The following is a 20,994-nucleotide window of genomic DNA, read 5'->3' on the forward strand; positions in this document are numbered from 1 at the left end:
AGAAGGGTGACGGGCGTGGATGGCGGCGCGAGGCCCTAAGCAGCGCCGGCCAGTCAACGGTCTCTGCCGTGAGGAAAACGGGCGCAACCGAGGTCGGACGACTCGCAGTGGGGACAGGATGCGCGCACAGGCCATGGTGGTCTGCGCGTCGGCGACTTCCCACGTTCGGCCGGTCGGCCAGGGGTTCGATGGCGAACGCCTACGCGTCGTCGACGCCTGAGACGACGAGGTGCAGGGGGAAGTCGTGCGTGCCGAAGGTGACGAACAGTTTTTGAGAAACCCCTCTCCAACTTCGTCCAAAGCGGGTTCTCTTGGCCTCACCTGTTGCGACCGACCCATGGGGGACGGTCGTAAGGAGAACCAAGATGACGAGCTTCACCCCGCGGGCCACGCCCTGCCTCAACTGTGCGACCCGGGTGGACCTCCTGGACGTCCTGGACGCGCCGGTCGCCGTCGAGACCGAGGAAGTCCCGGTGTACAGGGACGCGACCCGTTGGTGCGGCCGCTGCATGCGCTACCTGGACGACTGGGAGCGGTTCCACCTGCTCTACCAGCCGCGCGTGTACCGCTTCTGCCTGGCTCTGCTCAAGGGGATCCTGCCGGACAACGAGGACTACACGCAGGCCGCGAAAGACATGACGCAGGAGACGATGATCACCGCGCACGAGCACTTCCAGGACTGGGACAGGCCCGAGCGTGCCCTGTGGTGGACGGCCCGACGCAAGATCTACAAGAAGTGCGCGACCTACCGCTTCTTCACGAAGGACGGCTTCCCCGTCACGGTCCGGTACAGCGCGAACCCGGTCGAGGACGATCTCGCCGCCACCGTGACCGCCGATCCGACCGAAGCCGTCATCGACAGGGTGGTGCTGTACTCGGCCCTCGCCGGGCTGCCCATCGGGCCGCAAGAATCCCTCATCGCGCACAAGGCCTTCGACCTTCCCGCGGCCGAGGCGGCCCGGGCACTCGACCGACCTGCGACCACCGTCAAGTCCCAGGCGAAACGCGGCCTGGAACTCCTCCGAGAAGCCGCCGCCAAGGGCGCCTTGATCCTCCTTCCACCCGCCGGCATGTACGGCCTGTTCAAGGCCCTTGAACAGATCCCTCTCGACACGGTCGCCAACGGCGCCCTCGATGCCCTTGCCCAGCCCCACATCTACACGCTGGCCGCCGGCGTCGGGATGAAGTACGGCTACGCCTACCTTCGCGATGTACGCGACCGCCGCAACAACCGCCGTCGGTCTTCCGCCTCAAACCGCGAGCACGACCCGAGGTAGGCCGCCCTTCCGCGCACCCGGCCGGCACGCATCTGAATGCTGAATGAGGAGAGGCTGAAAGAAACGTCAGGGCGCTCGAAGCTCCGCTCGGGCGCTCTGATGGGCCGGCACCGGCCCCAACCAGCTGCTGCGCTGACCTCAAGAGCTGTTGCGTGGCGTGGGCTGCGAGACGGACGCGTGTAGTGCCGACCCCGATCGCTGCGGCTGAACCCGATCGTGGTCAGGCCGTGTGCTGCGCGGCGGGTGAGTGGGTGACGGCGTCGGCGGATAGTTTCGGTGCCAATTCCTCGAGGTCGGGATGGGTGGCGGCCACCGCGCGCAGGATGCGGATGAGGGACTGGGGTTCGAGTGGGCGGCCGTTGACGGTGGTGAAGAGATAGCCGTTGTCGGGAAGGGCGCCGGCCCGGTGCGGTAGGTACTCGTCGATGGCGCGGACGGCGTCGTGGTGGACGGGCTGGAGGCGGGTGGCGTCGGAGGCCGCGTTCTTCTGGGGGACGTCCCAGGTGGTGCGGTGCTGTTCCTGATGACGGCCGCTCAGGCGCATGGCGGTGATCTGACCGGGGCGCAGGACGTCGGCGTCGCCGTGCCGGCCCCACAGGTAGTGGTTGAGGCAGAGGTAGACCAGGGCGCGGGCGCGGTGGGGGCCCTCGCGCCGAGTGCCGGGGTAACGGTCGGCGGCCTGGGCGAGCCAGCGGCACTGGTCGGGGGTGAGGAGTTCGCGGCCGGGCAGGCCAGCGGCGAAGTTGCCGCCGCGCTGGAACTGGAGGGACTTCGCGGTGCCCGCCGGTACGAGATCGGGCCCGCCGGCTGCCGCGAGGCTCTCGGCCCAGCGGTAGAAGGAGCGGACGGCGCCGCAGGCGGCGTCGCGGGAGCGGGCCGCGGTCGCGTAGTCGATGGCCCAGTTCTGCAGTGCCATGGGGGTGGGCTGGAGGTACAGGTCGGGGTCGGGGCGTCCTTCGAGCCCGCAGCCGACGGTGAGCCAGTGCAGGACGGCGGGCCGGTAGTGCTCGAGGGCCTGGTAGCCGAAGTGCCCGTTCGCCTCGGAGTTCGGGCCGGCGAGCCACTCCTCGACGAGCCCGGCGACGTCGTGTTCCACATCCATGCGGTCCAAGTTACCTGTACGGGCTTGTCCGCGTGGTCTCGTGTATCCGCCGCCTGTTGCCGCGGTGGGCGTCGGCCTCTGCCGGTTGTTGCGAGGGCCGGCGGTGGCAGGGCCGTCCGTGCGGGTGGCCGCCGATGGCTTGGACAGGTCAGTATCCGTCCCAGCGTGCGTAGCAGTCGCCATGTCGATCGCGGCCGCCTGGGTCGAAGGCTTCCTCGGTGTACTCCTGGACGCCGCGGCAGACACCCGCCTCAAGCTCCTCACCGACACGCACGGGCGGTCATGATGCTGCTCGGCGCCCTGGAGGAAGAGACCCGTTCCGAACAGGTCCGCCAGGCCGCGGGCGAGATGCGCTTCCGCCTCGGCTCACGCCTCGCCCTGCCCACTGATCACACCAGCCCGCCAACGCACAGGGTCTGGCGGATGTGGTCTGCGGGCGGGCCCGCCGGTAGGAGCACTTCGTGGGTATCCGGCCGACGGGTTTGGTTCCCCGCGGCGGCACCTCGTACGCCGGATCCCGCGCAAGGGCCGACGACAAAGGGGTCGCCCGCCTGCTTACGGGGCGTCCGAAGGCGAGCTCCACCTGGGTGTCGCCGCATTCGGCTGCGATGTCGGGAGCAGGCGGTCGCGTTCCGGTTCGTCGATGGCCAGGCCTCAGCGGAGCTTGGTCGCGATCCGATCCACTCGGCGCCCTACCGGTACAGCGGGTCCGCGGACGGGGGCAGCCATTCGGCAGGATCCTGGTCGGACTTCTGGCGGTTCGAGTGGGCCGTGACCGCCACCAGCGACGCCTGCCGGCCAAGGTCCTTGACGTACGCCTCCCGCCGCGCGGCCGTCCAGGCCGAGGCTCCAGCTGAAGGGGAGCCTCATGGGACCCGGCGGTACTCCCTGCCTGCCCCGCGCATTGATGATCCGCAAAGTGGTGTCAGCGGCCGTCGTAGCGCCGCTCGTATCGCCACACCGCGTCGAGTTCTTACACCCGCGGGGTGCCGGGCGGCTCTGGGGGAAAGCGGCGTGCCCCTCCCACGTAGCGCTCTTCATCGTGAAGGGCCGACCCGTACACGGTGGCCTGGACTCGGAGGTCCGCGTCAGGTGCGCCCTCGCCGTTCTGGCGGTCAGATCCACACGGTTCAGCAGGTTGCCCGCATTGCCGCCCGAGCCGCTGGACCGGACGCATCGACTGGTCCGCTGCAACGCCGGCTACAACCGTGCCGGCCTCGTCGCCGCGCAAGCTCTCATCGAGCTGGGTTGGGAGGCGACGATGGCCATCGTCGAAATCCGGAGGAAGCCGTCCCCTTGGCTCTGAATGGCCGGGTCTTCGAGGAGTACCTCACCACAGGCCTCGACGTTGCCCGGCTACTCGGCCGATCCGGACACGCCGAACTGACCGGATCGAGGTCCGAGTTTCGCGTCGGGTGGCGATTCTCTCGATGTCGGTCTGAGGCGGGCCATGCGCGTCCCAGCCGGCGTCTCAAGGCGGGCTGCCTCGTGCCACTGGGAACGATGGAAGTAAACGGTCGAGCTGGCGCATTCGTGACCGAGAATCTCATGGCGTATGCCGTTACCGCCGGGTACGGTGATCACCGCGTGAGACGGTGACCGTGACCTGGTCGCTGTTGCACACGTTCACGGCGGCCGGGGGGACCAGCGCCGCTACGGGGGAATGACACAACACCGCGGGGCTGCTTCACGGCCTCCGCGTCAACGGGTGCTGCCTTGCTGTGCTTTTGCGCGGTGGGTTCGATGCGCGCGCCTGCTCTCGAAGCGAAACATCCCCGTCTGCCTTCGCATGCCACGAGGGGAGACACATTTTGCTGACAAGGTCAGGCCGGGGTTCCCGTAGATGGTGGAGACCCGGTTTCCTCACTCCCGCTGTCACATCCGTTGTGGCGCTGGCCGTGCTGGGCACGGTGGCCGTTCAACCAGGCCTGGGCAACCGCGATCCCGGCCGGAGAACTGCCGCAGCCGGCAGTTCCTACGACTGGCTGGATGACACCGCTGCGGAGCAGTGGCGTCAGGACCAGTGTCTGATGACCGATGTGCTGCGTCTGGGCGGCCCGTCCATGGCCAAGGCCGCGCAGGACGGTCTCAACCTTCCACAGGACAAGCTCCATGTCCTCGCTGACCGTAAGCACTGGGAGCAGACTCCGCTCGCCGCCGCGTACGACAAGGACCAGGACGCGGCCAACGCCGCGATGACGGCTCTGCACGCCACGCGGGACGGGTGGAAGCAGCCGCTGGCGGGGCTGGACACTCCGGCCGGGATCAACGACGCGGACTTCCACTGGCCTCCGGGTTCACCGGGCAGCAACACGGAGGACTTCCACACCCAGACGGGTCTGAGCAAGTGGATCTCGGAGCGGTATTGGACCCAGGAAGGCACCTTCTACGAGGACCCCACGCCGAAGGCCTCCGGGCCGACGGCGGCGGCGATCAAGGCTCTGGGCGCCCCTCTCTACGGCAAGGATCCCGTCCCTAATACTCCCGGGGGTGACTGGAACCGGGACCTCGCAGAGCACAGCGCGTTCGAGCACCTGACGCAGTGGTCGCTGGAGCCGACGGGCGCGGACAACGCGCGGATCTTCCTGGCCTCGGGCGGCTTCCCCCGCACCGCGCCGCAGCCGGGCACCCCGGAGTACCGCATCGCGGTCGAGGACCTGAAGTCCCGCTTCGCCGGCTGCGCGTGGCGCGACCCCATGGACCCCGACAACGCGCTCACCGACGTCACCGCGGCAGCAGCAGCCGAGTGGCAGCAGGAGATCGTCTCCCAGCAGGCGCAGCGCAATCAGATCCTGACCGCGAACACGGACGCCACCAAGGCGCTCACCGCGGGCGCGAAGGCCCTGGGGGAGATGCTGGGGCACTCGTGGGTGGCCGATCACGCCGCCCGCTTCCAGGACTACTGGTCTCCCGGCGGGGTCGGCGCGGTCGGCGACAAGCCCGCGGTGATCGCGGTGCACGCCGCGAACGGCAAGTGCCTGGACATCGAGAACGGCGGAACGGGCAACGGCGCCCCGGTGCAGATCTACACCTGTAACGGCACCGCCGCGCAGCAGTGGACCATGTTCGGCGACGACCACGGCTTCCACCTGCGCAGCGCCACGTCGCAAAAATGCCTGGACGTCTCGAACGCCGGCTCCGCCAATGGCACCCGGATCCAGATCTGGACGTGCAACAGCACCCCGGCGCAGACGTGGGAATTCAACCTGCGCGCCACCACGAGCATCAAGAACGTGGGCTCGGGCAAGTGCCTGGACCTGCACACCTACGACCTGGGCAACGACGCCTGGCTGTGGGAGTGCAACGGCACCGGCGCCCAGCAGTTCGACATCAAGCCCTCCGGCAACGGCGGCGTTCCCGGGCAGTCGCAGTTCACCAAGGCCAAGGCGGCGATCGCCGGGGCCCAGGCGGGCGCGAAGAAGCAACTCGATGTCCTGAAGGCGCAGGCCGCGGCGGCGAAGAAGGCGGCCACGACCTCGGACGCGGCCGCGCAGGCCGCCTACGGCATCGCCGACGCCGGCGGCGCGCCGCGAGGGCGTGGTCTGTTGGTGGGTCAGCAGAAGGCGCAGGTCACCAAGGGCGCGGTGGCCGCTCTGGACGCGATGGTGAAGGCCGGGGAGACCGCCGAGGCCGCGACGAGGGCTTCCGCGGCTGACAGCGAGACCATCGCGCAGCGGGCGCTGGCCCAGGCCGCGCAGGCGAAAGCGGAGTTCCGCAAGGAGGCCGCCCGTACGGCCGAGGCGCAGGCGAAGGCCGCGGCCGACGGCGCGAAGGCGCACCGGGACAACGCGAAGAAGGACGCCGCCACCGCGAAGGCCAAGCTCGGCGACGCGGTGAAGGCCGAGGCCGCCGCGAAGGCCGCCGCGGCCGACGCCCGCGCCAAGCGACTTGCCGCCGAGGCCGAGGAAGCCACGGCGAAGAAGGAGAAGGCAACCGCCGCGACCAAACAGGCCGAGGCGGCGCAACACAAGCAGAACGCCCAGACCGAGGCCGCGAACGCCCAAACCGCCAAGGCCAATGCCGAGGCATCCGAGAAGACCGCGGTCGAGCGGAGAGACGGCGCCGTCACGGCCCGCGACACTGCCAAAGCCACACGAGACGACGCCTGGGACGCGGAACAGAAAGCGGACGCCGCGCGCGCCAAAGCCGACGCCAAGGAAGCCTACGCCGCCTCGCTCGACGCCGGCACCGAGGCCGACGCCGCCCGCGCGGCCGCCGATCAGGCGGACACGTACGCGACGCAGGCCGAGACCGCGGCCGGCAGAGCACGCGGCGAAGCGGACGCCGCGACCAAGGCGGCAGCCGACGCGGACGCCGCGGCCACCCGCGCCGAAGCCGCAGCCAAGCGATCGCGCGCGAACGCGGACGCCGCACAGGCCGCGAAGTTGAAGGCGGACGCCGCCGTACGCACCGCGACCAGCGCCGCCGCCGACGCCATCAGCGCCTCACAGCACGCGGCATCCGAAGCCCGGGCGGCCGTCGCCCTTGCCGACGAGGCCGACGGCAAGGCGAAGACCGCCAAAACCCAGGCAGACCTGGCCGGCCAGGAAGCCGTCAAGGCCGTGGCCGCCTCCGCCAAGGCGGCCGGCTACGCCTACGTCACCGCGCAGGCAGCGGTCGACGCCGGCAACGCGGCCGCGGACGTCGCCAAGCCCGCCAACGACGCCATCCAACTGGGCTCCCCCTACACCACCACCGACTCGACCGCAGGTCTGCTGGTACTGACGGGACAGGCGTCGAAGACGATCGCCGAGCAGCAGAAGGCCATCGCCGACGCGCACGCCAAGAACGCCCAAGACGAAGCCGCCTCCGCCAAGGTCCTTGCCGACCAAGCACAAGGAGACACCAAGGCCGCCTACCAACACGCGGCCAACGCCGCCGGATACGCGGCCGACGCCCGCGGCTACTCCAAGGAAGCCCTCAACCACGCGGCCGACGCCGCGAACAGTGCCTCCCTTGCGGCGGCGTCCCTGGCCCGCACCACCGAGTTCGGCCGCCAGGCCGCCGCCGACGCAATCGCAGCCGACAAGGCCGCCGACCGCTCCGAGGGCTACGCCAAGGAGGCCCGCACCTCCGCCGACCAGGCGGCACTCGACGCGGCAGCCGCCCGCAGCGCAGCCGCTCAAGCGGAACAGGCCGCCAAGGACGCCCGCGCGGCAGCCGATCGCGCCGCCACCGCGGCCACCGAAGCCGAACAGGCGGCGAAGGACGCCGACAAGTACGCCAAGGAAGCCCAGGAAGCCGCCGACAGAGCCGAGAAGGCCGCGAACGCCCAACAACTCAAAACGGGGACCGTCCCAGACGGATCCGGTTCCTCCATCGGCAACGTGTTCTACGTAGTCGACCACACCGAACAGGTAGGCAAACCCGAGGTCCTTACCAAGACGGCCGCCTGCGAAGGCTTCATCGACGCCCTCTTCTACCGGGGCGGCTGCACGATGACGGTAAAGATCCGGTACAAGGCCTACCTCGACATGTACCTGTGCACGGCGCCGGTTCTCAACCCGGCTCTGTTCTGCTCAGCGTCCGAAAAGATCTACCTGGGGCAGCACCAGACGGACGAGCTGTCGCAAGAGGTCACGCACACCATCACGATGGCCGAGTACCAGGCGGGCGTCGACCCGGTGGACATTCTCTTCGGAAGCTGGATCAAGTGCGCTGAGAAGTTCTCATCCGGATTTGAACGCGGAAGCTGGGGCGGCTGCGCCTGGGCAGCAGTGGACGTCGCGCTGCTGTTCTCGGGCAAAGTCCTCCGACCCATCGCGGATGCTGTGAAGGCCGTTGACGCTGCCGCTAGGACTGGCATCGGATTCGCAGATGCCTACAAGGCCTTGCGCAATATGGGCCTATCTGAGACTGCCATTGCCGGAATCACCGGAAAGGCCATACAGAAGCTGCGCGAAGCTTGTGCGAAGGGGGGTATGTCGACCGGAGGAATGGCATTCCTGGCTGCTGTCAAGGCTGGCTCGGCAAAGTGTCGTGACTATGCCAATGATTACGGCACCGGAGGGCACGGAGTTCTCGCTTATATCGATGAAGAGGAAACCCTGAACCTCGTAGTGCTTGCAGAAAAGGGCGTGACTCCTCCTGGCAGTGAAATGATAGCCGACGCCATGGCGGCGATCGGTGGAAATGCCAAGGGAATGCGGGGCACCTGGCTCGGCGGCGGCTCCATGAAGGACAACCTGGACAGCTTCAATGCTGGCATCCAGAGCCTCCGGTTGAGCGAGGAGGCAGCAGCGAGACAGACTTTCACCGGTAAGATGGCTTCCAACTATGGTTTCAATGGAAAATTTGAAATTGTAAAAAAGGAAGGCACTCCCGGTAACTATGTTAAGGTTGAAGTGGTGTTTTGGAGATGAGAGATCCCAAGGTTATCGCCCTCGGCATTCGCGAGCGCGCAAAAGGGGGTGCGGATTCGATCGATATCGCACTGTGGGTGAAGGGTGAACTGGGAGATGAACCTACCTTCCTCGCCTTCCTTTTTTGCTTCTACTACGGCCTGGGAGTTCCTCTCCCCGCGATGAGGCACCTTGAGGGATGGAATGGTGTGGGAGGAAATCGGGGCGTGTCGGATTCGGATGTGACGGCCAGTCTGGACCCGTACGTACTGCCACTCAGGCAGCAACAGTAAATACCACTGGCGAGCGGAGCGGATCCCCCGAGCCGCTCCGCTCGCCAGCGGCAATCGCGCCGACCGAAATTCAACTGGGCGGGCACGGACGTCGTGCCACTGTTTCTTGGCAAGATCTCAGGCCGATCGCGGATGCCTTTTGGTCAGCAGGACGGCCCACCGGTCCAGGTTCGGGGAGAGCCACATGCCCGTGCCGGTGAAGCCGTAGTGCACCCACACGTCCTGATCGTCTGTGGTGCCCGGGGCAGGGTGCCAGAAAAACCCGCGTACGGGCTCCAGAGACCCGGTCTGGACAGTCAGTGAGGCCATGGGTCCACTCCTTACCGAAACCCGCGGTAGTGGGGGCTGTGGCCGCGTCCAGCATGTACCGAAGGAAGGCGGCGAGGTCGTCGAGGACGGTGAAGACGCCGGCGATGCCGCACACGCCGTCCAGGAGGCGGGCGGAGAAATCGTGAGCGACGCCTTTGAGGTGGCTTCCGGTGTTCTCGTCGGTCTCGGTCGGCGCACAACGGGAGGCGATCTCGGCCGGCATGGGGCCGAACTGCGTCGAGCCCATGCCCAGCGGCCGCCAGGTCCGGGCGGCGGCGAGCTGGTCGAGGCTCTGGCCGGAGAGGTGTTCGGCGAGGTAGCCGAGGATGAGGGCGGCCCGGTCGGTGCACTCGACCGCCTCGCCCGGTGGCCGGTGGAGAGCTTCGTGCAAAACGCCGTCCCGGATCGCTTTGGAGTCCGCGCCGTACAGGCTCCTGAGCTGTGCCCGCAGCGGAAGGCCCGCGGTGTGTGTCAGCAGCTGTCGAGCGGTCACCTGCCCGAGCGGGTGGTCGGTCACCTCGGACCAGAAGGTGCCGAGAGGCTGGTCGAGGTCGAGGGCGCCGTCCTCCCACAGGGCTCCGACTGAGGCCCAGACGGCGAGGATCTTGGTGAGGCTGGCGGCGTCGAAGACGGTGTCCGTCTGCATGTGCAGGTTGGGCTGGTCGGGGTCGAGGACGCCGGTGGTGCCGCTGGCGAGGGTGCCTGCTGTGTTGCCGACGGCCCATACGGCGCCGGGGTAGACCTTGTCGCGGATTCCTTGGTCCAGCAGTGTCTCGATGCGTTCGAGGTCGATCATGGTCCCCTGTTCGCCGCAGGGCCTTTCCCGCCAGCCTAATGACGGTCCGGGGGCGGCCACCGGTCCGGCGCGGCCTTCAGACCGGTTCGGATCCGGGCCTGCGGAGGCCGGATCCGAACCGGTCTGTGTATCGGATGACAGACCCGGGCCGGGGCCGCTGACGATCCACAGTGACCGAGCGATGGCGATAAGCGAGCATGACTGACTGGTCGTGATCGATTCAGATCGAATTGCGGCAGCCCTGCTATGTGACTTTGCAGGAGGGGCTTCCCGGGCCTGAGGGGTGATTTCCGCGCTGTAGCGTCGTACCTGCCTCGCCGAAGAGGCCCGCCCCAGAGGTGGTAGGCGCCACCCCTGGGATGCGAACCGACCAAGAACAGGAATGCGAATGCTTGACCGAATTCGCCGAGGGTACGCGCAGGTCCCCTCCGGGCAATTTCACGGTACCAGTTTCGATTTCCCCACTGTGGGGCTTCGCGAGTTCATCGCCGGCGCCGTCTCGGTACGTCTGAGCGCCGTTCTGGCCTTCGTGATGGTCGTCTGGGTGCTCGTGGCCGGCGGGGAGATCGACCCCACGACGTCGGCATTCCTCATCACGATGACCGGCTTCGCCTGGCACGCCAGCATCCAACTGGCCTGGTTCCGCGGCAGGTAGCACGTCTGATGGGGCCTGCCGTGTACGGGAGGCCCCATCAGGTATCGCCTTGGCCGATCAAGCGCTGCCGTCGGCGCCACCGGAGTTATGCGAACCCGAGGACCAACCGTGTGGTCTCGAAACGATCTTTGGGGTGTCCCCCTCTCGTGCACCAGCCGCTCTTACCCTCGTACGGATGTAGGGCCACTTCGTGCGAGCCGTGACTCTGCCGCTGTTCGGCTGCCCGCGCCGATGCGGCCGCGGCGGTTCAACGGGCTGGAGTTCGCTGTCCTCGTCCAGATGAACGAGACCTTCTACCTTCGTTACGCACGGGCCCGAGCACTCGATGAAGGCACTGCAGCGGCGGCGGTCGACTCGACCCTGGCTGAAGCAGCCAGTCAGTGGCCTGTTCTCCTGCACGGCCCACAGCCGGCAGCCGCCATCTGGCTCCGGCTTCGCCTCAATGTGGAGGAGATGAACCGGCATGTCGCTCACCGGAATCCGCTGGTCGACAGGCTCTATGGATCATTTTCAAGTCTTGTGGCAGACGCCGTCGTGCTCCATCACCAACTCCACCTGTCCGTCGACTCTGCCGCAGGGGTCATGGGCGTAGAGCGTTCGACTGTTGCCGGAGCCCTCCTGACCGCGAGGCGGGTCTTCCCCTCCGCGTTTGACGGCCTGAAGGAGGGATAGGACCGCGGATTCGTCACGCATGCCCCCGGCTCGCAAAGTGACCCCGGAGGGACGGGGTTCACGCCACCACTCGCCACCTTGCGCCACCGTCACCCGTACTGGCGGTGGTGCTGTTCGCCATGCCCTCCTAGGATTGATCCCCTTACTACCCCGGGACAGCACGGGGCTCTAACTCACGCGAGGGGACTGTCCGTTGCCGGACAAGAAGCGTGTTGATCTGACCGTTCCGAGCGCCGCCAGAATGTATGACTGGCTGCTTGGCGGGAGCAACAACTTCGAGGTGGACAAGGTGGCCTGCGAGCTGCTGCTGAAGGCCGCGCCGACGACCAAGGCGCTGGCACTGAACAACAGGTGGTTCCTGGAGCGGGCGGTGCGTGCGCTGGCCGAGAAGTACGGGATCCGGCAGTTCATCGACTTCGGCTCCGGTCTGCCGACCCAGAACAACGTCCATCAGATCGCGCAGGCGATCGACCCCTCATCCAGGGTCTGTTACGTGGACAACGACCCAGTCGTACTGGGGTACGGGAAGTCCCTGCTGGACGAGAACGACCGGACGGGCATCATCGGCTCAGACATGGTGGAGACGGAGTTCATCTTCAAGCATCCGGACTTCGAGCGTCTCATTGACCTGGAAGAACCGGTGGCAGCGCTCTTCGTCTCCGTGCTGCACTGCCTGCCGGACGATGCGAAGCCTGATGAACTCGTGCGGCGCGTCATCGCCAAGCTGAAGCCCGGAAGCTTCGTGGTGATCTGCCACCTGGTCAGCGACAGCTCACGGCTGCGGGGCCAGGTGACGGATCTCATGCTGGAACTCACTCACGGCAACTGGGGTCGCGTTCGGGAGAAGAGCGACGTGCACGGCTACTTCGAGGGACTCGACGTGAAGGAGCCGGGGCTGATCGACGTCACCGACTGGAGGCCCGACTCCGAACTGCGCCAGCGGCAGCGCAGCATCGAATGGACCGAGTACGGAGGGCTCGCGGAGATCCCCTAGAGGGACGAGTGCGCCGATATCTGGGCGGGGGCCTACACGGTGAACCGCTCGATGGCTGCGATCAGCATCCGGCGGCTCGCCGCCCGTGAAGCGGCAGCTTCCGCACTGAGACGCAGCAGCAACTGGACGTGCCGCTCCAGGTCGTCTTCCTTGGTGCAGTAGCTCGCCTCTTCGTACCCTTCCAGGTACACCATGTCCGGCGGCCCGCCGACGCCGAACTTGAGGTGGGTCATCGAGCCCGAGCCGGCGGACGCGGCGTTCGCCGCGATGGCATTGTCTTCCAGCACGAAGCGGATGCTGACGTCCGGCAGGTCGGACATCTCCAGCAGCTTGCGCATCTGCCCGGCCATGACCTGGTTGCTGCCGGCACGGCGCCGCAGGACGGCCTCGTCCATCAGGAAGGTCACCCGCGGGGGCTCGGCCTGCCTGAACACCCGGTTCTGACGCTCCTCCCGCAGGGCGACCCTGCGGTCGACCTCATCGCGGTCGCGGTCATGCAGTCCGGTACGGATGACTTCCCTGGCGTACTCCATGGTCTGGAGAAGACCGGAGACGACGCCGGACTCGTAGTTGAACAGCTCGCTGGCCTGGCTCTCCAGACCGAAAAGCCGGCGAAGCCACTGGGCGGTGCAATCGTTGAAGCGATCCTGGAACCACTCCGGTTCCAGAGCGCGGGCGGTGAGCCGCTCCAGCACCTCGATGGCCTCGGGGGACACTCCGTAGCTGTGCGCCAGCACGAGGACATCCCGGATGTCCGGCGGGCTTTCCGCCCTCTCCAGCCGGCTGATCTTGGACACAGAAGCGTTGATCGCCTTCGCAGCGACCTTCGCGGGTGTCTTGCCGCGCAAGTTCCGGAGGTCCACACCGAGCATGACCGCGGCGGCGGTCGGGCTTGCTTCCCGCGTGAATCGGCGGAAGAGCGGAACAGGGTCATCGGGCACAGCGGACACGCGAACTCCGTTCATCGATACGCATATGCCCGATGATGGCATGACGGAAGCCCGCGTGTCGCTCGAACTCTTCTTTGTCTGCCCTTAATTCGCTGCCAGCCGGTCGAACTCGCCTTTCTTGGCACCGTCCAGGAAGGCGTCGAGCTCTTCGGTCGTGAAGAGTAATGCCGGACCTTCCGGGTCCCTCGAGTTACGCAGTGCGATCAGACCTTCCTCGAGCGGCGCCAGCTCGATGCACTGGCCGTTCGCCGCGCTCTTCCGGCTCTTTGTCCATACTGCACGAAAAGAGCTGGCCGGGATTCCGTTTCTGTAATTCTCCACGACGACACTCCCTGTAGTTCGATTATCAGACCATTCCACACCTCTCACCGGAGGCTCGCAGGGAAACCGCAGGTGGGGGAGTCATGCAATCCCGTCATGCAATTGCACGGCTTGGCGTGAGGGAATCGTAGCCCCGAGTAATCGAACTCCGCCGTCCCTCGAACGAGTGGCTCAGCTGTAGAACGGGAACGAGTTGCCGACCCGCCGGGAGGGGTGTCCCATGGTGGATTGCCATTGGCATGTGCTCCTCGCGGCCTTGCCGCATCAGCCTGGCAGACACGGAGCGTGAGGTTCGTTCGCAATCTTGTGTACGCGGCGGTCGCCCTCTCATGCGCGGCGGGTCGCGTGAAGGTTCGACAGCGCTGGCTGTCAGGCGAGTTGGCGTCTGACTTCGTTCAGGGCCCGGACGGTGGTGGAGAGCGGGTAGTGGGCGGCGTTGGCGTATCCGGCTTCGCGGTACGCGTCGAGCATCTGCGGGCTGGCTCGCAGGCGGGCGATGTCACGGGCGACGGCGCCGGGCTGGGTGAAGTTGGTGGCTTCGGCGCTGCCGCCGAGGGCTTCACGCAGGCCGGGGACGGGCTGGTAGAGGACGGGCAGTCCGCAGGCTTGGGCTTCGAGAGCGACCAAGCCCATGGCTTCGAGGGTGGTGGAGGGCATGACGAGCAGGTCATGTTCGGCGAAGGCTTGCCACAGCTGGGGACGGCGGAGCCATCCCAGGTAGCGAGCCCGGATCCCGGCCTGTCTGAGCTTCGGCGCCAGTGCCTGGAACTGAGGTCGGGGGGCAGCGATGCTGAGCTCGATGGCGGGGGTTCCCGCCAGGGCCCGGATGAGGGCGTCGCCGCCCTTCTCGGGCGTGAGCCGGCCCGCGTAGAGGAGTCGCAGGTGGCCGCGGCTGCGGGCCGGGCGGGTCGGCCGGTGGGCGATGAGGTGGTCGGGGATGCCCCAGGGGATGTGGCGGATCCGGTGCCGGACGGTCTTGGGTGCCAGCTCGAGGAGATGGTCGGCCATTGCCGTGGTGGGGACGACGATGGCGTCGGCGGCGCGGGAGGTCTCGCGGAGGATCTGCAGCTGGTCGCGGTGGGCTTGGGCGAAGAGGAGGTCGGTGCCGTGGACCAGGGCGATCCGGGCAGGGCCCGGAGCAGGGCAGGGGTGGCGCCGAAGGCGAGGTGGTGCAGGTGCAGGACGCCGATCGTGTCGGGGTCGATGGCAGCGGCCAGGGCCCGCCGCAGGTCGGTGACGTAGCGGGTCAGAGCCCGGCCTTCGAGGGCCTTGCCGCGGACGTCGAGGACGTCCAGGCCGGGCGGCGGGATGGGGCGGCGGCCGGTCGGGGTGAGCATGAAGGCGCGGGCCGGGATGCGGGGCGTCTCGCCGGTGTAGAGGTCGAGGAAGAGTTCGACGCTGCCGCCGGGCTTCCGGCCGGCAGGTCGAGGCAGGTGGCGATGCCGCCCGCCCGGTCCGCGTCCACGTGGGCATGACCTTCGGCACCGAGCCGGTGCTGAAGATCAAGAACCAGCAGACCGGCGAGGTCGCCACCGACCGGGAGACCGGGGAGTCGCTCTACACCGTGACCGTGATGCTCATGGAGGACGGGCGGGCCGAGGTCCTGAAGATCACGGTCCCGCAGTCGGGCCTGGCGGCCGGGCTCAAGCCGGGTGCGATGGTGCGGCCGGTGGACCTGTTCGCGACCCCGTGGGCGCGGATCTTCAACGGGCAGCTCTCGGACGGTGTCGCCTACCGCGCCGCGCCCCTGGAGCTGATCACCGTGGAGGCGGCCCAGTGATCCGCTTCGAAGGACCCGCGCCGGAGCGGGAGGTATACCCGCTCCAGCCCCTGCCGGGGACTGAGGGCAAGGCGACGTTCTCCGTCTCGGCGGCGGTACTCGACCTGCTCGGCCTGAGCCCTGCTGCCGCAGCGACCCTGGACCTCGGCGACGTGTTCCACCTGATGCCCGTCGAGGGGAAGTGACATGGAAGTAGTGATGGATCACGCGCCGGGCGTGCTGCTGGTCGCAGCTGGGCTGGTGAGTGCGTGGCTGCTGCTGACGGTATTGCGCTTCGTGCGCGCCGACCGGGGTACGCGGGTCAGCATGCGGCAGGCCGTTCGGGTCCGCTGGGGCTGGGTGCGGCTGGCACGGATGGCGGGTCTGACGGTCACCGACAAGACGCCGGGCTTGCTCGCGCAGATCACCGCGCAGAAGGACGGTCCCGCCCCCGCAGCTCGGGTGTTGACTCCGAGGATCAAGGTAAAGCCGGATCAGTTCGGCGTGATCGTACGGGCCAGGACCCTACCGAAGGTCGGACTGGTCGAGTACCAGAAGGCGGCGCGGTTCCTGGCGGATGCCTGGCGGTGCACGCGGGTCTCGGTACTGCCGGACGGTCCCGGCCGGGTGGTGATCCGGGGCGTGCGCTCCGATCCTCTGACCACGCCGACCGAGCACCGGCCCACCGGCCGCCCGCTGGAGGATGTGGCGCGCTGGGAGCTGGGCGTGGACGAGTACGCCGCGCAGGTGTGTGTGTCCTTGGCGAACGTGCCCGGCGTGACGGTGGCCGGCACCCCCGGGGCGGGCAAGACCTCGACGGTCAACAAGTTCGTCTGTGATCTCGCACCGTCGGCGGCCGTGCAGTTCGTGGGCTTCGACGGGAAGGTGTCGCGGGCCTCAGAGGGCGACTACGCCGACCTGGCAAGCGGATGTTCGCGTTCTGCGGTGACGATCTGGACGAGTCGAACGCTCTGTTCAGGCGGCTGGTAGAGCTGCGCCGACGGCGGTCGTCGGTGATCCGGGATGTGCTGGGCGTGAAGAACATGTGGCACGTCGGCCCCTCACCGGAGTGGCCGCTCACTGTGGCGATCATCGATGAGGCGCACACGTTCTTCCGCGAGTACAAGGGCAGCGACGCCGAGACGAAACGTTTGGCCGCGCTGACGGCAGAGAACGCCCGGCTGGTGGAGGACCTGGTCAAGAAGGGCCGCAGCGTCGGGATGCTGGTGATCCTGATCAGCCAGAAGACCACCGGCGACGCCATCCCCACCTTCATCCGCGACGTCTGCCCCATCGGGCTGTCCTTCGCGCAGAAGACCGCAGAAGCCGCGGTGGCCGCGCTGGGCGACGACATCCGCAACTGGCCCGACGCCAGCCCGGTCACCTTGCAGGACCCCGCATACGTCGGCGTCGCGGTCATGGCGATGCAGGGCCGCCCCGGCTACACCCGCATCCGCACCCCCTACGTCTCCGACGCCGACGCCGCCCGCATCGCGGAAGCCACCTCCCACCTGACCGCCGACCCCGCCCTGCGCCTGGACGCCCTCCTCGACACCACCGGCCGGGCAATGCCCGGGGACGACACCGATCCGGACGACCTCGACGTCACCCCGGATAAGCCCTGAGCGCCACCGAACCCCACATTTGAGAGGAGGACTCCGCACATGGCGGAGGAACGGTTCACCCGGCGCACCGTGACCGTGGCCATGGCGGTCATCGCCGTCCTGGCCTTCGTCTTCTCCTTCGGCAATGTCTGGGCGCTCGGCCTGCGGCTCGGCGTACCCCGCCCGATCGCGCCGCTGATCGCACCCATGGTGGACCTGTCCGTCGTCGGGCTCCTCGTCGCCCTGCGCTTCCTCGCCCTGCGCGGCATCCCCAAGACGGAGTTGAAGGCCGGCACCCGTCTGCTCCACCTCTGCGGCCTGCTCACGCTCGCCCTGAACACCGCCGAACCCTTGCTGACCGGACGCTACGGACGTGCCTGCCTGGACACCGTCGCCCCGCTCCTGCTGCTCGGCTGGGGCCACGTCGGCCCCGCCTTCCTCGCCCAGTTCCACACCACCCCGCACCTGGAGGCCAACACCACCCTCCCTGCCCCCGAGCCGGTGCCCAATGAGGCACCCGCACCCGAGACAGTGCCCCCTACTCCCGCCGCTGCACCTGTCCCGGCCGTGGTCGCTTCCGTGGTCGAGGGACCGAAGTCCGCTCCCACCCCGGCCCCGGCCGCCCCGTCGGTCACCGTCACCAAGACGGCCGCGACCGCCGCCGGACCGTCCCTGCCCTCCGCGCTGCTCGACGCAGCCCGGCGCATCGCGGACACCCACCACACCGAGCACGGGGCCGTGATCACCCCCGCCCAGCTGGGGAACCGCATGGGCGTCGCCCGGCCGGTGGCCACCGCCGCACTCGCTCAGCTCTGAGCCCCGGCCCCGCCGGCCACATCACCCTCGCCAAACCCACGACCCGCCAATGGGCCCGGTTTGCCATGCCCCGAGCAGCATCAACACGCCTGCCTGCCTGGCTGGTTGCTGCTCGGGGTCACCCGCCCTCCTCAGAAGGGATACGCCCCGACATGGTCACCTTGGACCTGCGCCACGTGGCAAGCCCCGCCGTGCGGGACCTGCTCCACCTGGTCAACCTGCCCGACTTCGACCGCGCACATCAGCAGATCGAACGCCTCGGCGGCTGCACCGAACCCGTACGCCTGAACGGTCAGAGCGCCACCGTGGACACCACGACCGGTGAGGTGCTGCGCTCCTACGCCACGTCCGACGAGCCCACGGGCAGCCTGCTCACCGCGTGCGGCAACCGCCGTGCCTCCCGCTGCCCGGCCTGCTCCCGCCTCTACGCAGCCGACACCTACCACCTCATCCGCGCTGGCCTGACCGGCGGCAAGACCGTCCCCGAAACCGTCCGCACCCACCCCCGCGTCTTCGCCACCCTCACCGCCCCCTCCTTCGGCCCCGTCCACAACCGCCCCACCACGCCCGGCGGCGACGTCCGGCCCTGCCGCTGCCGCAAGCTCCATGAACCCTCCGACGCCGCGCTGGGCACGCCGCTGAATCCGATGACCTACGACTACGCGGGCGCGGTCCTCTTCAACGCCCACGCCTCCGCGCTGTGGGCACGCTTCACGATCTACCTGCGCCGCGAGATCGCAGCCCGACTCGACCTCACCCAGAAGGCCGCCCGCACGGTCCTGCGGGTCTCCTTCGCCAAGGTCGCCGAGTACCAGAAGCGCGGCCTGGTCCACTTCCACGCCGTGATCCGCCTCGACGGACCGGACGGCAGCACCCAGCCCCCACCGCCGTACGCCACCGTCGTCGTGCTCGCCGATGCCATCCGGGCTGCTGCCGCCCGCGTCCGTGTAACCGTCGTGTCGGACGCGCTCGGGGAACGCGAACTCATCTGGGGCGAACAGCTCGACGTACGTGAGATCGCCGCCTTCGGCACCGACGCCGAACTGACCGACCAGGCCGTCGCTGCCTACGTGGCCAGATACGCCACCAAGTCCGCCGACGCCTCCGGCACCCTCGACCGCGCCCTGTACTGCCGCCCCTGCCAGGGACGCGGCGCCACCCTGCTGCCCCAAGGAACCCCGCTTCCATGTACCGCCTGCAACGGCACCGGACAGGCCCGGCCCCTGCCGCGGCTCGCGGTCGCCCGTCACGTGCGGCAGATGATCCGCACCTGCTGGGAGCTGGGCAAGCTGCCGGAGTTCGCTGACCTCAAGCTCTGGAAGTGGGCGCACATGCTCGGCTTCCGCGGCCACTTCTCCACCAAGTCCCGCTGCTACTCCGTCACCCTCGGCGCACTGCGCGACGCCCGCCGCGCCTGGCGCACCGAACAGGCCCGCGCCCTCGCCGGCCTGCCCGACCTCGACCCGAGCAGCATCCTCGTCGTCGGCCACTGGGCCTACCACGGTTCGGGCTACAGCCCCGGCGCGGCACTCCTCGCCGCTGCCGTCTGGCACCACAGAGAGCTGGAACGCCAGTTCATAGCAGAAGGCGGCTGCTGATGGCCTCGCCCACCACGAACCATCAGGGTCCAAGCGCCATGCAGGAGCTGCTGACGGTCCCCCAGGTGATGGCGCGCCTCCAGCTCGGCCGCTCGACCGTCTACGACCTACTCCGCTCCGGTCAGCTCGCCTCGATCACTCTCGGCCGCGCCCGTCGCATCCCCGCGCACATCCTCACGGACTTCATCCGTACCCGCCTCGACCAGGAAGCTGCCTGATGACCACCTCGCGCCCCGCGTCGACTCGCCGTAGCCGCGCCAACGGGGACGGGACCGTCTACCAGCGCAAGGACGGCCGCTGGGAAGCCGCCGGATACGTGCTGGCCCCCGGTAACACCCGCAAGCGCGTCCGCGTCTACGGCACCACTCGCAAAGACGCCCTCGCCAAGCTCACCGAGAAGATCTCCGCCAGCAACCGGGGCCTGCCCGTCGCGGCGGCCGACAGCACCGTGAGCGCCTACCTCACCTACTGGCTGAACGGCGTCGCCGTCCACTATCTGCGGGAGAACACCCACACCCGCTACGACTCCTGCATCCGCCTCCACCTCATCCCCGGCCTCGGAGCGAAGAAGCTCGCCCGGCTCACCACCCGTGACGTGCGAACCTTCCTCGACGGACTCCGCACCACCTGCCAGTGCTGCACCCAGAAGCGGGACACCGCCCGGCGGACCTGCTGCGCCGTCGGCCAGTGCTGCCGCACGGTGCTCTCCCCGCTGACCGTCGCCTACGTCCACGCCGTCCTCAAGTCCGCACTCGAACACGCCGTTCGCGAGGACGAGTTGCCGCGCAACGTCGCCCGCAACGTTAAGACCCCCACACCCCGCCCCAGACGCTTCCAGCCCCTCACCGCGGCCGAGGCCCGGCAGTTCCTCCAGGCGGCCAGCGGCGACCGGCTGAACGCGCTGTACGAACTCGCCCTGCGCACCGGTCTCCGCAAAGGCGAACTCCTCGGCCTGCGCTGGGAAGACCTCGACCTGGCAGGCGGCACCGTCAGCATCCGCCGCACCCTCCAGCGCACCCGCACCCAGGGCCTGACCACCCTGCACACCAAGACCCGCGCCTCCGAACGCCGCATCGCGCTGCCCACCGAATGCGTCAACTCCCTCAAAATCCACCGGGAACGGCAGCAGGAAGAACGCCGGGCCGCTGGAACGGGCTGGAAGGACAACGAGCTCATCTTCACCACCCCCACCGGCAGACCCTTCGACCCCACCAACCTCACCCGCCGCTTCCGTGGCCTCCTCGACCGGGCAGGACTCCGCCGCATCCGCTTCCACGACCTGCGCCACTCGACGGCCACCCTGCTCTTGGAGCAAGGCGTCGACCTCGTCGTGATCAAAGAACTCCTCGGCCACGCCCATATCGGCGTCACGGCCGGCGTCTACGCCCACGTACGACTCCGCCTCCAACGCCAAGCCATCGACACCCTGAACGACGCGCTCAGCGGGGACAACGAGGAACCGGAGGACCCACCCGCCGCAACGGTCGTCCGCTGACGTTGCCGTCAC

The 20,994-nt window shown here is 68.4% G+C and carries 16 protein-coding genes and 3 pseudogenes; 13 read left to right on the forward strand and 6 right to left on the reverse strand.

The window, feature by feature from the left end:
* Positions 1–365: 365 nt before the first annotated feature.
* Positions 366–1,277 carry a sigma factor-like helix-turn-helix DNA-binding protein gene (locus ACIRO3_RS29955; protein WP_404141927.1) on the forward strand — a complete coding sequence of 304 codons (912 nt, stop codon included), beginning with the start codon at positions 366–368 and terminating at the stop codon, positions 1,275–1,277.
* Positions 1,278–1,497: 220 nt separating this feature from the next.
* On the opposite strand, the gene ACIRO3_RS29960 is transcribed toward ACIRO3_RS29955, so the two are convergent.
* Together ACIRO3_RS29960 and ACIRO3_RS29965 are read right to left on the reverse strand one after the other, a co-directional pair.
* Positions 1,498–2,379: a hypothetical protein gene (locus ACIRO3_RS29960; RefSeq protein WP_404141929.1), complete on the reverse strand. Its 882-nt coding sequence runs from the start codon at positions 2,377–2,379 to the stop codon at positions 1,498–1,500.
* A 707-nt stretch (positions 2,380–3,086) separates the two neighbouring features.
* Positions 3,087–3,233, reverse strand: a pseudogene (locus ACIRO3_RS29965) (HNH endonuclease); the annotation flags it as partial.
* 1,032 nt (positions 3,234–4,265) lie between these two features.
* Here ACIRO3_RS29965 and ACIRO3_RS29970 point away from each other — a divergent pair.
* On the forward strand, positions 4,266–8,741 hold the full coding sequence (locus ACIRO3_RS29970) for a ricin-type beta-trefoil lectin domain protein (RefSeq protein ID WP_404141930.1): 4,476 nt from the start codon (positions 4,266–4,268) through the stop codon (positions 8,739–8,741).
* Between the two features lie 407 nt (positions 8,742–9,148).
* Here ACIRO3_RS29970 and ACIRO3_RS29975 read toward each other — a convergent pair.
* Positions 9,149–10,118: pseudogene (locus ACIRO3_RS29975) on the reverse strand (serine hydrolase domain-containing protein); the annotation flags it as partial.
* A gap of 466 nt (positions 10,119–10,584) precedes the next feature.
* Between ACIRO3_RS29975 and ACIRO3_RS29980 the strand changes: the two are divergent.
* The 3 genes from ACIRO3_RS29980 to ACIRO3_RS29990 all read left to right on the forward strand — a co-directional run bounded on the left by ACIRO3_RS29980 (position 10,585) and on the right by ACIRO3_RS29990 (position 12,439).
* Positions 10,585–10,773 carry a hypothetical protein gene (locus tag ACIRO3_RS29980; protein WP_404141932.1) on the forward strand — a complete coding sequence of 63 codons (189 nt, stop codon included), beginning with the start codon at positions 10,585–10,587 and terminating at the stop codon, positions 10,771–10,773.
* 279 nt (positions 10,774–11,052) lie between these two features.
* Positions 11,053–11,445, forward strand: coding sequence for a hypothetical protein (locus ACIRO3_RS29985; RefSeq protein ID WP_404141933.1), 393 nt, complete (start codon positions 11,053–11,055; stop codon positions 11,443–11,445).
* Between the two features lie 193 nt (positions 11,446–11,638).
* Positions 11,639–12,439 (forward strand): SAM-dependent methyltransferase, encoded by an 801-nt coding sequence (locus ACIRO3_RS29990; protein WP_404141935.1) that lies wholly within the window; start codon positions 11,639–11,641, stop codon positions 12,437–12,439.
* A 32-nt stretch (positions 12,440–12,471) separates the two neighbouring features.
* On the opposite strand, the gene ACIRO3_RS29995 is transcribed toward ACIRO3_RS29990, so the two are convergent.
* The 3 genes and pseudogenes from ACIRO3_RS29995 to ACIRO3_RS30005 form a co-directional block, all read right to left on the reverse strand.
* Positions 12,472–13,389, reverse strand: coding sequence for a helix-turn-helix domain-containing protein (locus tag ACIRO3_RS29995; protein WP_404141937.1), 918 nt, complete (start codon positions 13,387–13,389; stop codon positions 12,472–12,474).
* Positions 13,390–13,473: 84 nt separating this feature from the next.
* Entirely contained in the window at positions 13,474–13,710 is a 237-nt protein-coding gene (locus ACIRO3_RS30000) for a DUF397 domain-containing protein (protein WP_404141939.1), read from the reverse strand.
* Positions 13,711–14,079: 369 nt separating this feature from the next.
* Positions 14,080–15,175: pseudogene (locus ACIRO3_RS30005) on the reverse strand (glycosyltransferase family 4 protein).
* 6 nt (positions 15,176–15,181) lie between these two features.
* On the opposite strand from ACIRO3_RS30005, the gene ACIRO3_RS30010 reads away from it, so the two are divergent.
* The 8 genes from ACIRO3_RS30010 (at position 15,182) to ACIRO3_RS30045 (ending at position 20,982) form a co-directional block, all read left to right on the forward strand.
* Positions 15,182–15,490: a hypothetical protein gene (locus tag ACIRO3_RS30010; protein WP_404141940.1), complete on the forward strand. Its 309-nt coding sequence runs from the start codon at positions 15,182–15,184 to the stop codon at positions 15,488–15,490.
* Entirely contained in the window at positions 15,487–15,675 is a 189-nt protein-coding gene (locus ACIRO3_RS30015) for a hypothetical protein (protein WP_404141942.1), read from the forward strand. The genes ACIRO3_RS30010 and ACIRO3_RS30015 overlap by 4 nt, the downstream gene beginning before the upstream one ends.
* Before the next feature lies 1 nt (position 15,676).
* Positions 15,677–16,459 (forward strand): hypothetical protein, encoded by a 783-nt coding sequence (locus ACIRO3_RS30020; RefSeq protein WP_404141944.1) that lies wholly within the window; start codon positions 15,677–15,679, stop codon positions 16,457–16,459.
* A gap of 44 nt (positions 16,460–16,503) precedes the next feature.
* Positions 16,504–17,094 carry a hypothetical protein gene (locus ACIRO3_RS30025; protein ID WP_404141946.1) on the forward strand — a complete coding sequence of 197 codons (591 nt, stop codon included), beginning with the start codon at positions 16,504–16,506 and terminating at the stop codon, positions 17,092–17,094.
* A gap of 39 nt (positions 17,095–17,133) precedes the next feature.
* Positions 17,134–17,889, forward strand: coding sequence for a DUF2637 domain-containing protein (locus ACIRO3_RS30030; protein WP_404141948.1), 756 nt, complete (start codon positions 17,134–17,136; stop codon positions 17,887–17,889).
* 152 nt (positions 17,890–18,041) lie between these two features.
* A complete protein-coding gene (locus ACIRO3_RS30035; protein ID WP_404141950.1) occupies positions 18,042–19,487 on the forward strand; it encodes a replication initiator in 1,446 nt (481 codons plus the stop codon).
* A complete protein-coding gene (locus ACIRO3_RS30040; RefSeq protein ID WP_404141951.1) occupies positions 19,487–19,705 on the forward strand; it encodes a helix-turn-helix domain-containing protein in 219 nt (72 codons plus the stop codon). Before ACIRO3_RS30035 ends, ACIRO3_RS30040 begins: the two co-directional genes overlap by 1 nt.
* Complete coding sequence (locus ACIRO3_RS30045; RefSeq protein WP_404141953.1) at positions 19,705–20,982, forward strand: tyrosine-type recombinase/integrase; 1,278 nt, start codon at positions 19,705–19,707, stop codon at positions 20,980–20,982. Before ACIRO3_RS30040 ends, ACIRO3_RS30045 begins: the two co-directional genes overlap by 1 nt.
* Positions 20,983–20,994 lie beyond the last annotated feature (12 nt).

Source organism: Streptomyces sp. NPDC102278, assembly GCF_044766345.1.
Taxonomy (GTDB): Bacteria; Actinomycetota; Actinomycetes; order Streptomycetales; family Streptomycetaceae; genus Streptomyces.

What these genes read in the sequence shown, in the direction of transcription:
- ACIRO3_RS29955 (WP_404141927.1), top strand. Translation starts at nt 366, where the DNA reads ATGACGAGCTTCACCCCGCGGGCCACGCCCTGCCTCAACTGTGCGACC.
- ACIRO3_RS29960 (WP_404141929.1), bottom strand. Translation starts at nt 2,379, where the DNA reads ATGGATGTGGAACACGACGTCGCCGGGCTCGTCGAGGAGTGGCTCGCC.
- ACIRO3_RS29985 (WP_404141933.1), top strand. Translation starts at nt 11,053, where the DNA reads ATGAACGAGACCTTCTACCTTCGTTACGCACGGGCCCGAGCACTCGAT.
- ACIRO3_RS30010 (WP_404141940.1), top strand. Translation starts at nt 15,182, where the DNA reads ATGACCTTCGGCACCGAGCCGGTGCTGAAGATCAAGAACCAGCAGACC.
- ACIRO3_RS30020 (WP_404141944.1), top strand. Translation starts at nt 15,677, where the DNA reads ATGGAAGTAGTGATGGATCACGCGCCGGGCGTGCTGCTGGTCGCAGCT.
- ACIRO3_RS30030 (WP_404141948.1), top strand. Translation starts at nt 17,134, where the DNA reads ATGGCGGAGGAACGGTTCACCCGGCGCACCGTGACCGTGGCCATGGCG.
- ACIRO3_RS30035 (WP_404141950.1), top strand. Translation starts at nt 18,042, where the DNA reads ATGGTCACCTTGGACCTGCGCCACGTGGCAAGCCCCGCCGTGCGGGAC.
- ACIRO3_RS30040 (WP_404141951.1), top strand. Translation starts at nt 19,487, where the DNA reads ATGGCCTCGCCCACCACGAACCATCAGGGTCCAAGCGCCATGCAGGAG.
- ACIRO3_RS30045 (WP_404141953.1), top strand. Translation starts at nt 19,705, where the DNA reads ATGACCACCTCGCGCCCCGCGTCGACTCGCCGTAGCCGCGCCAACGGG.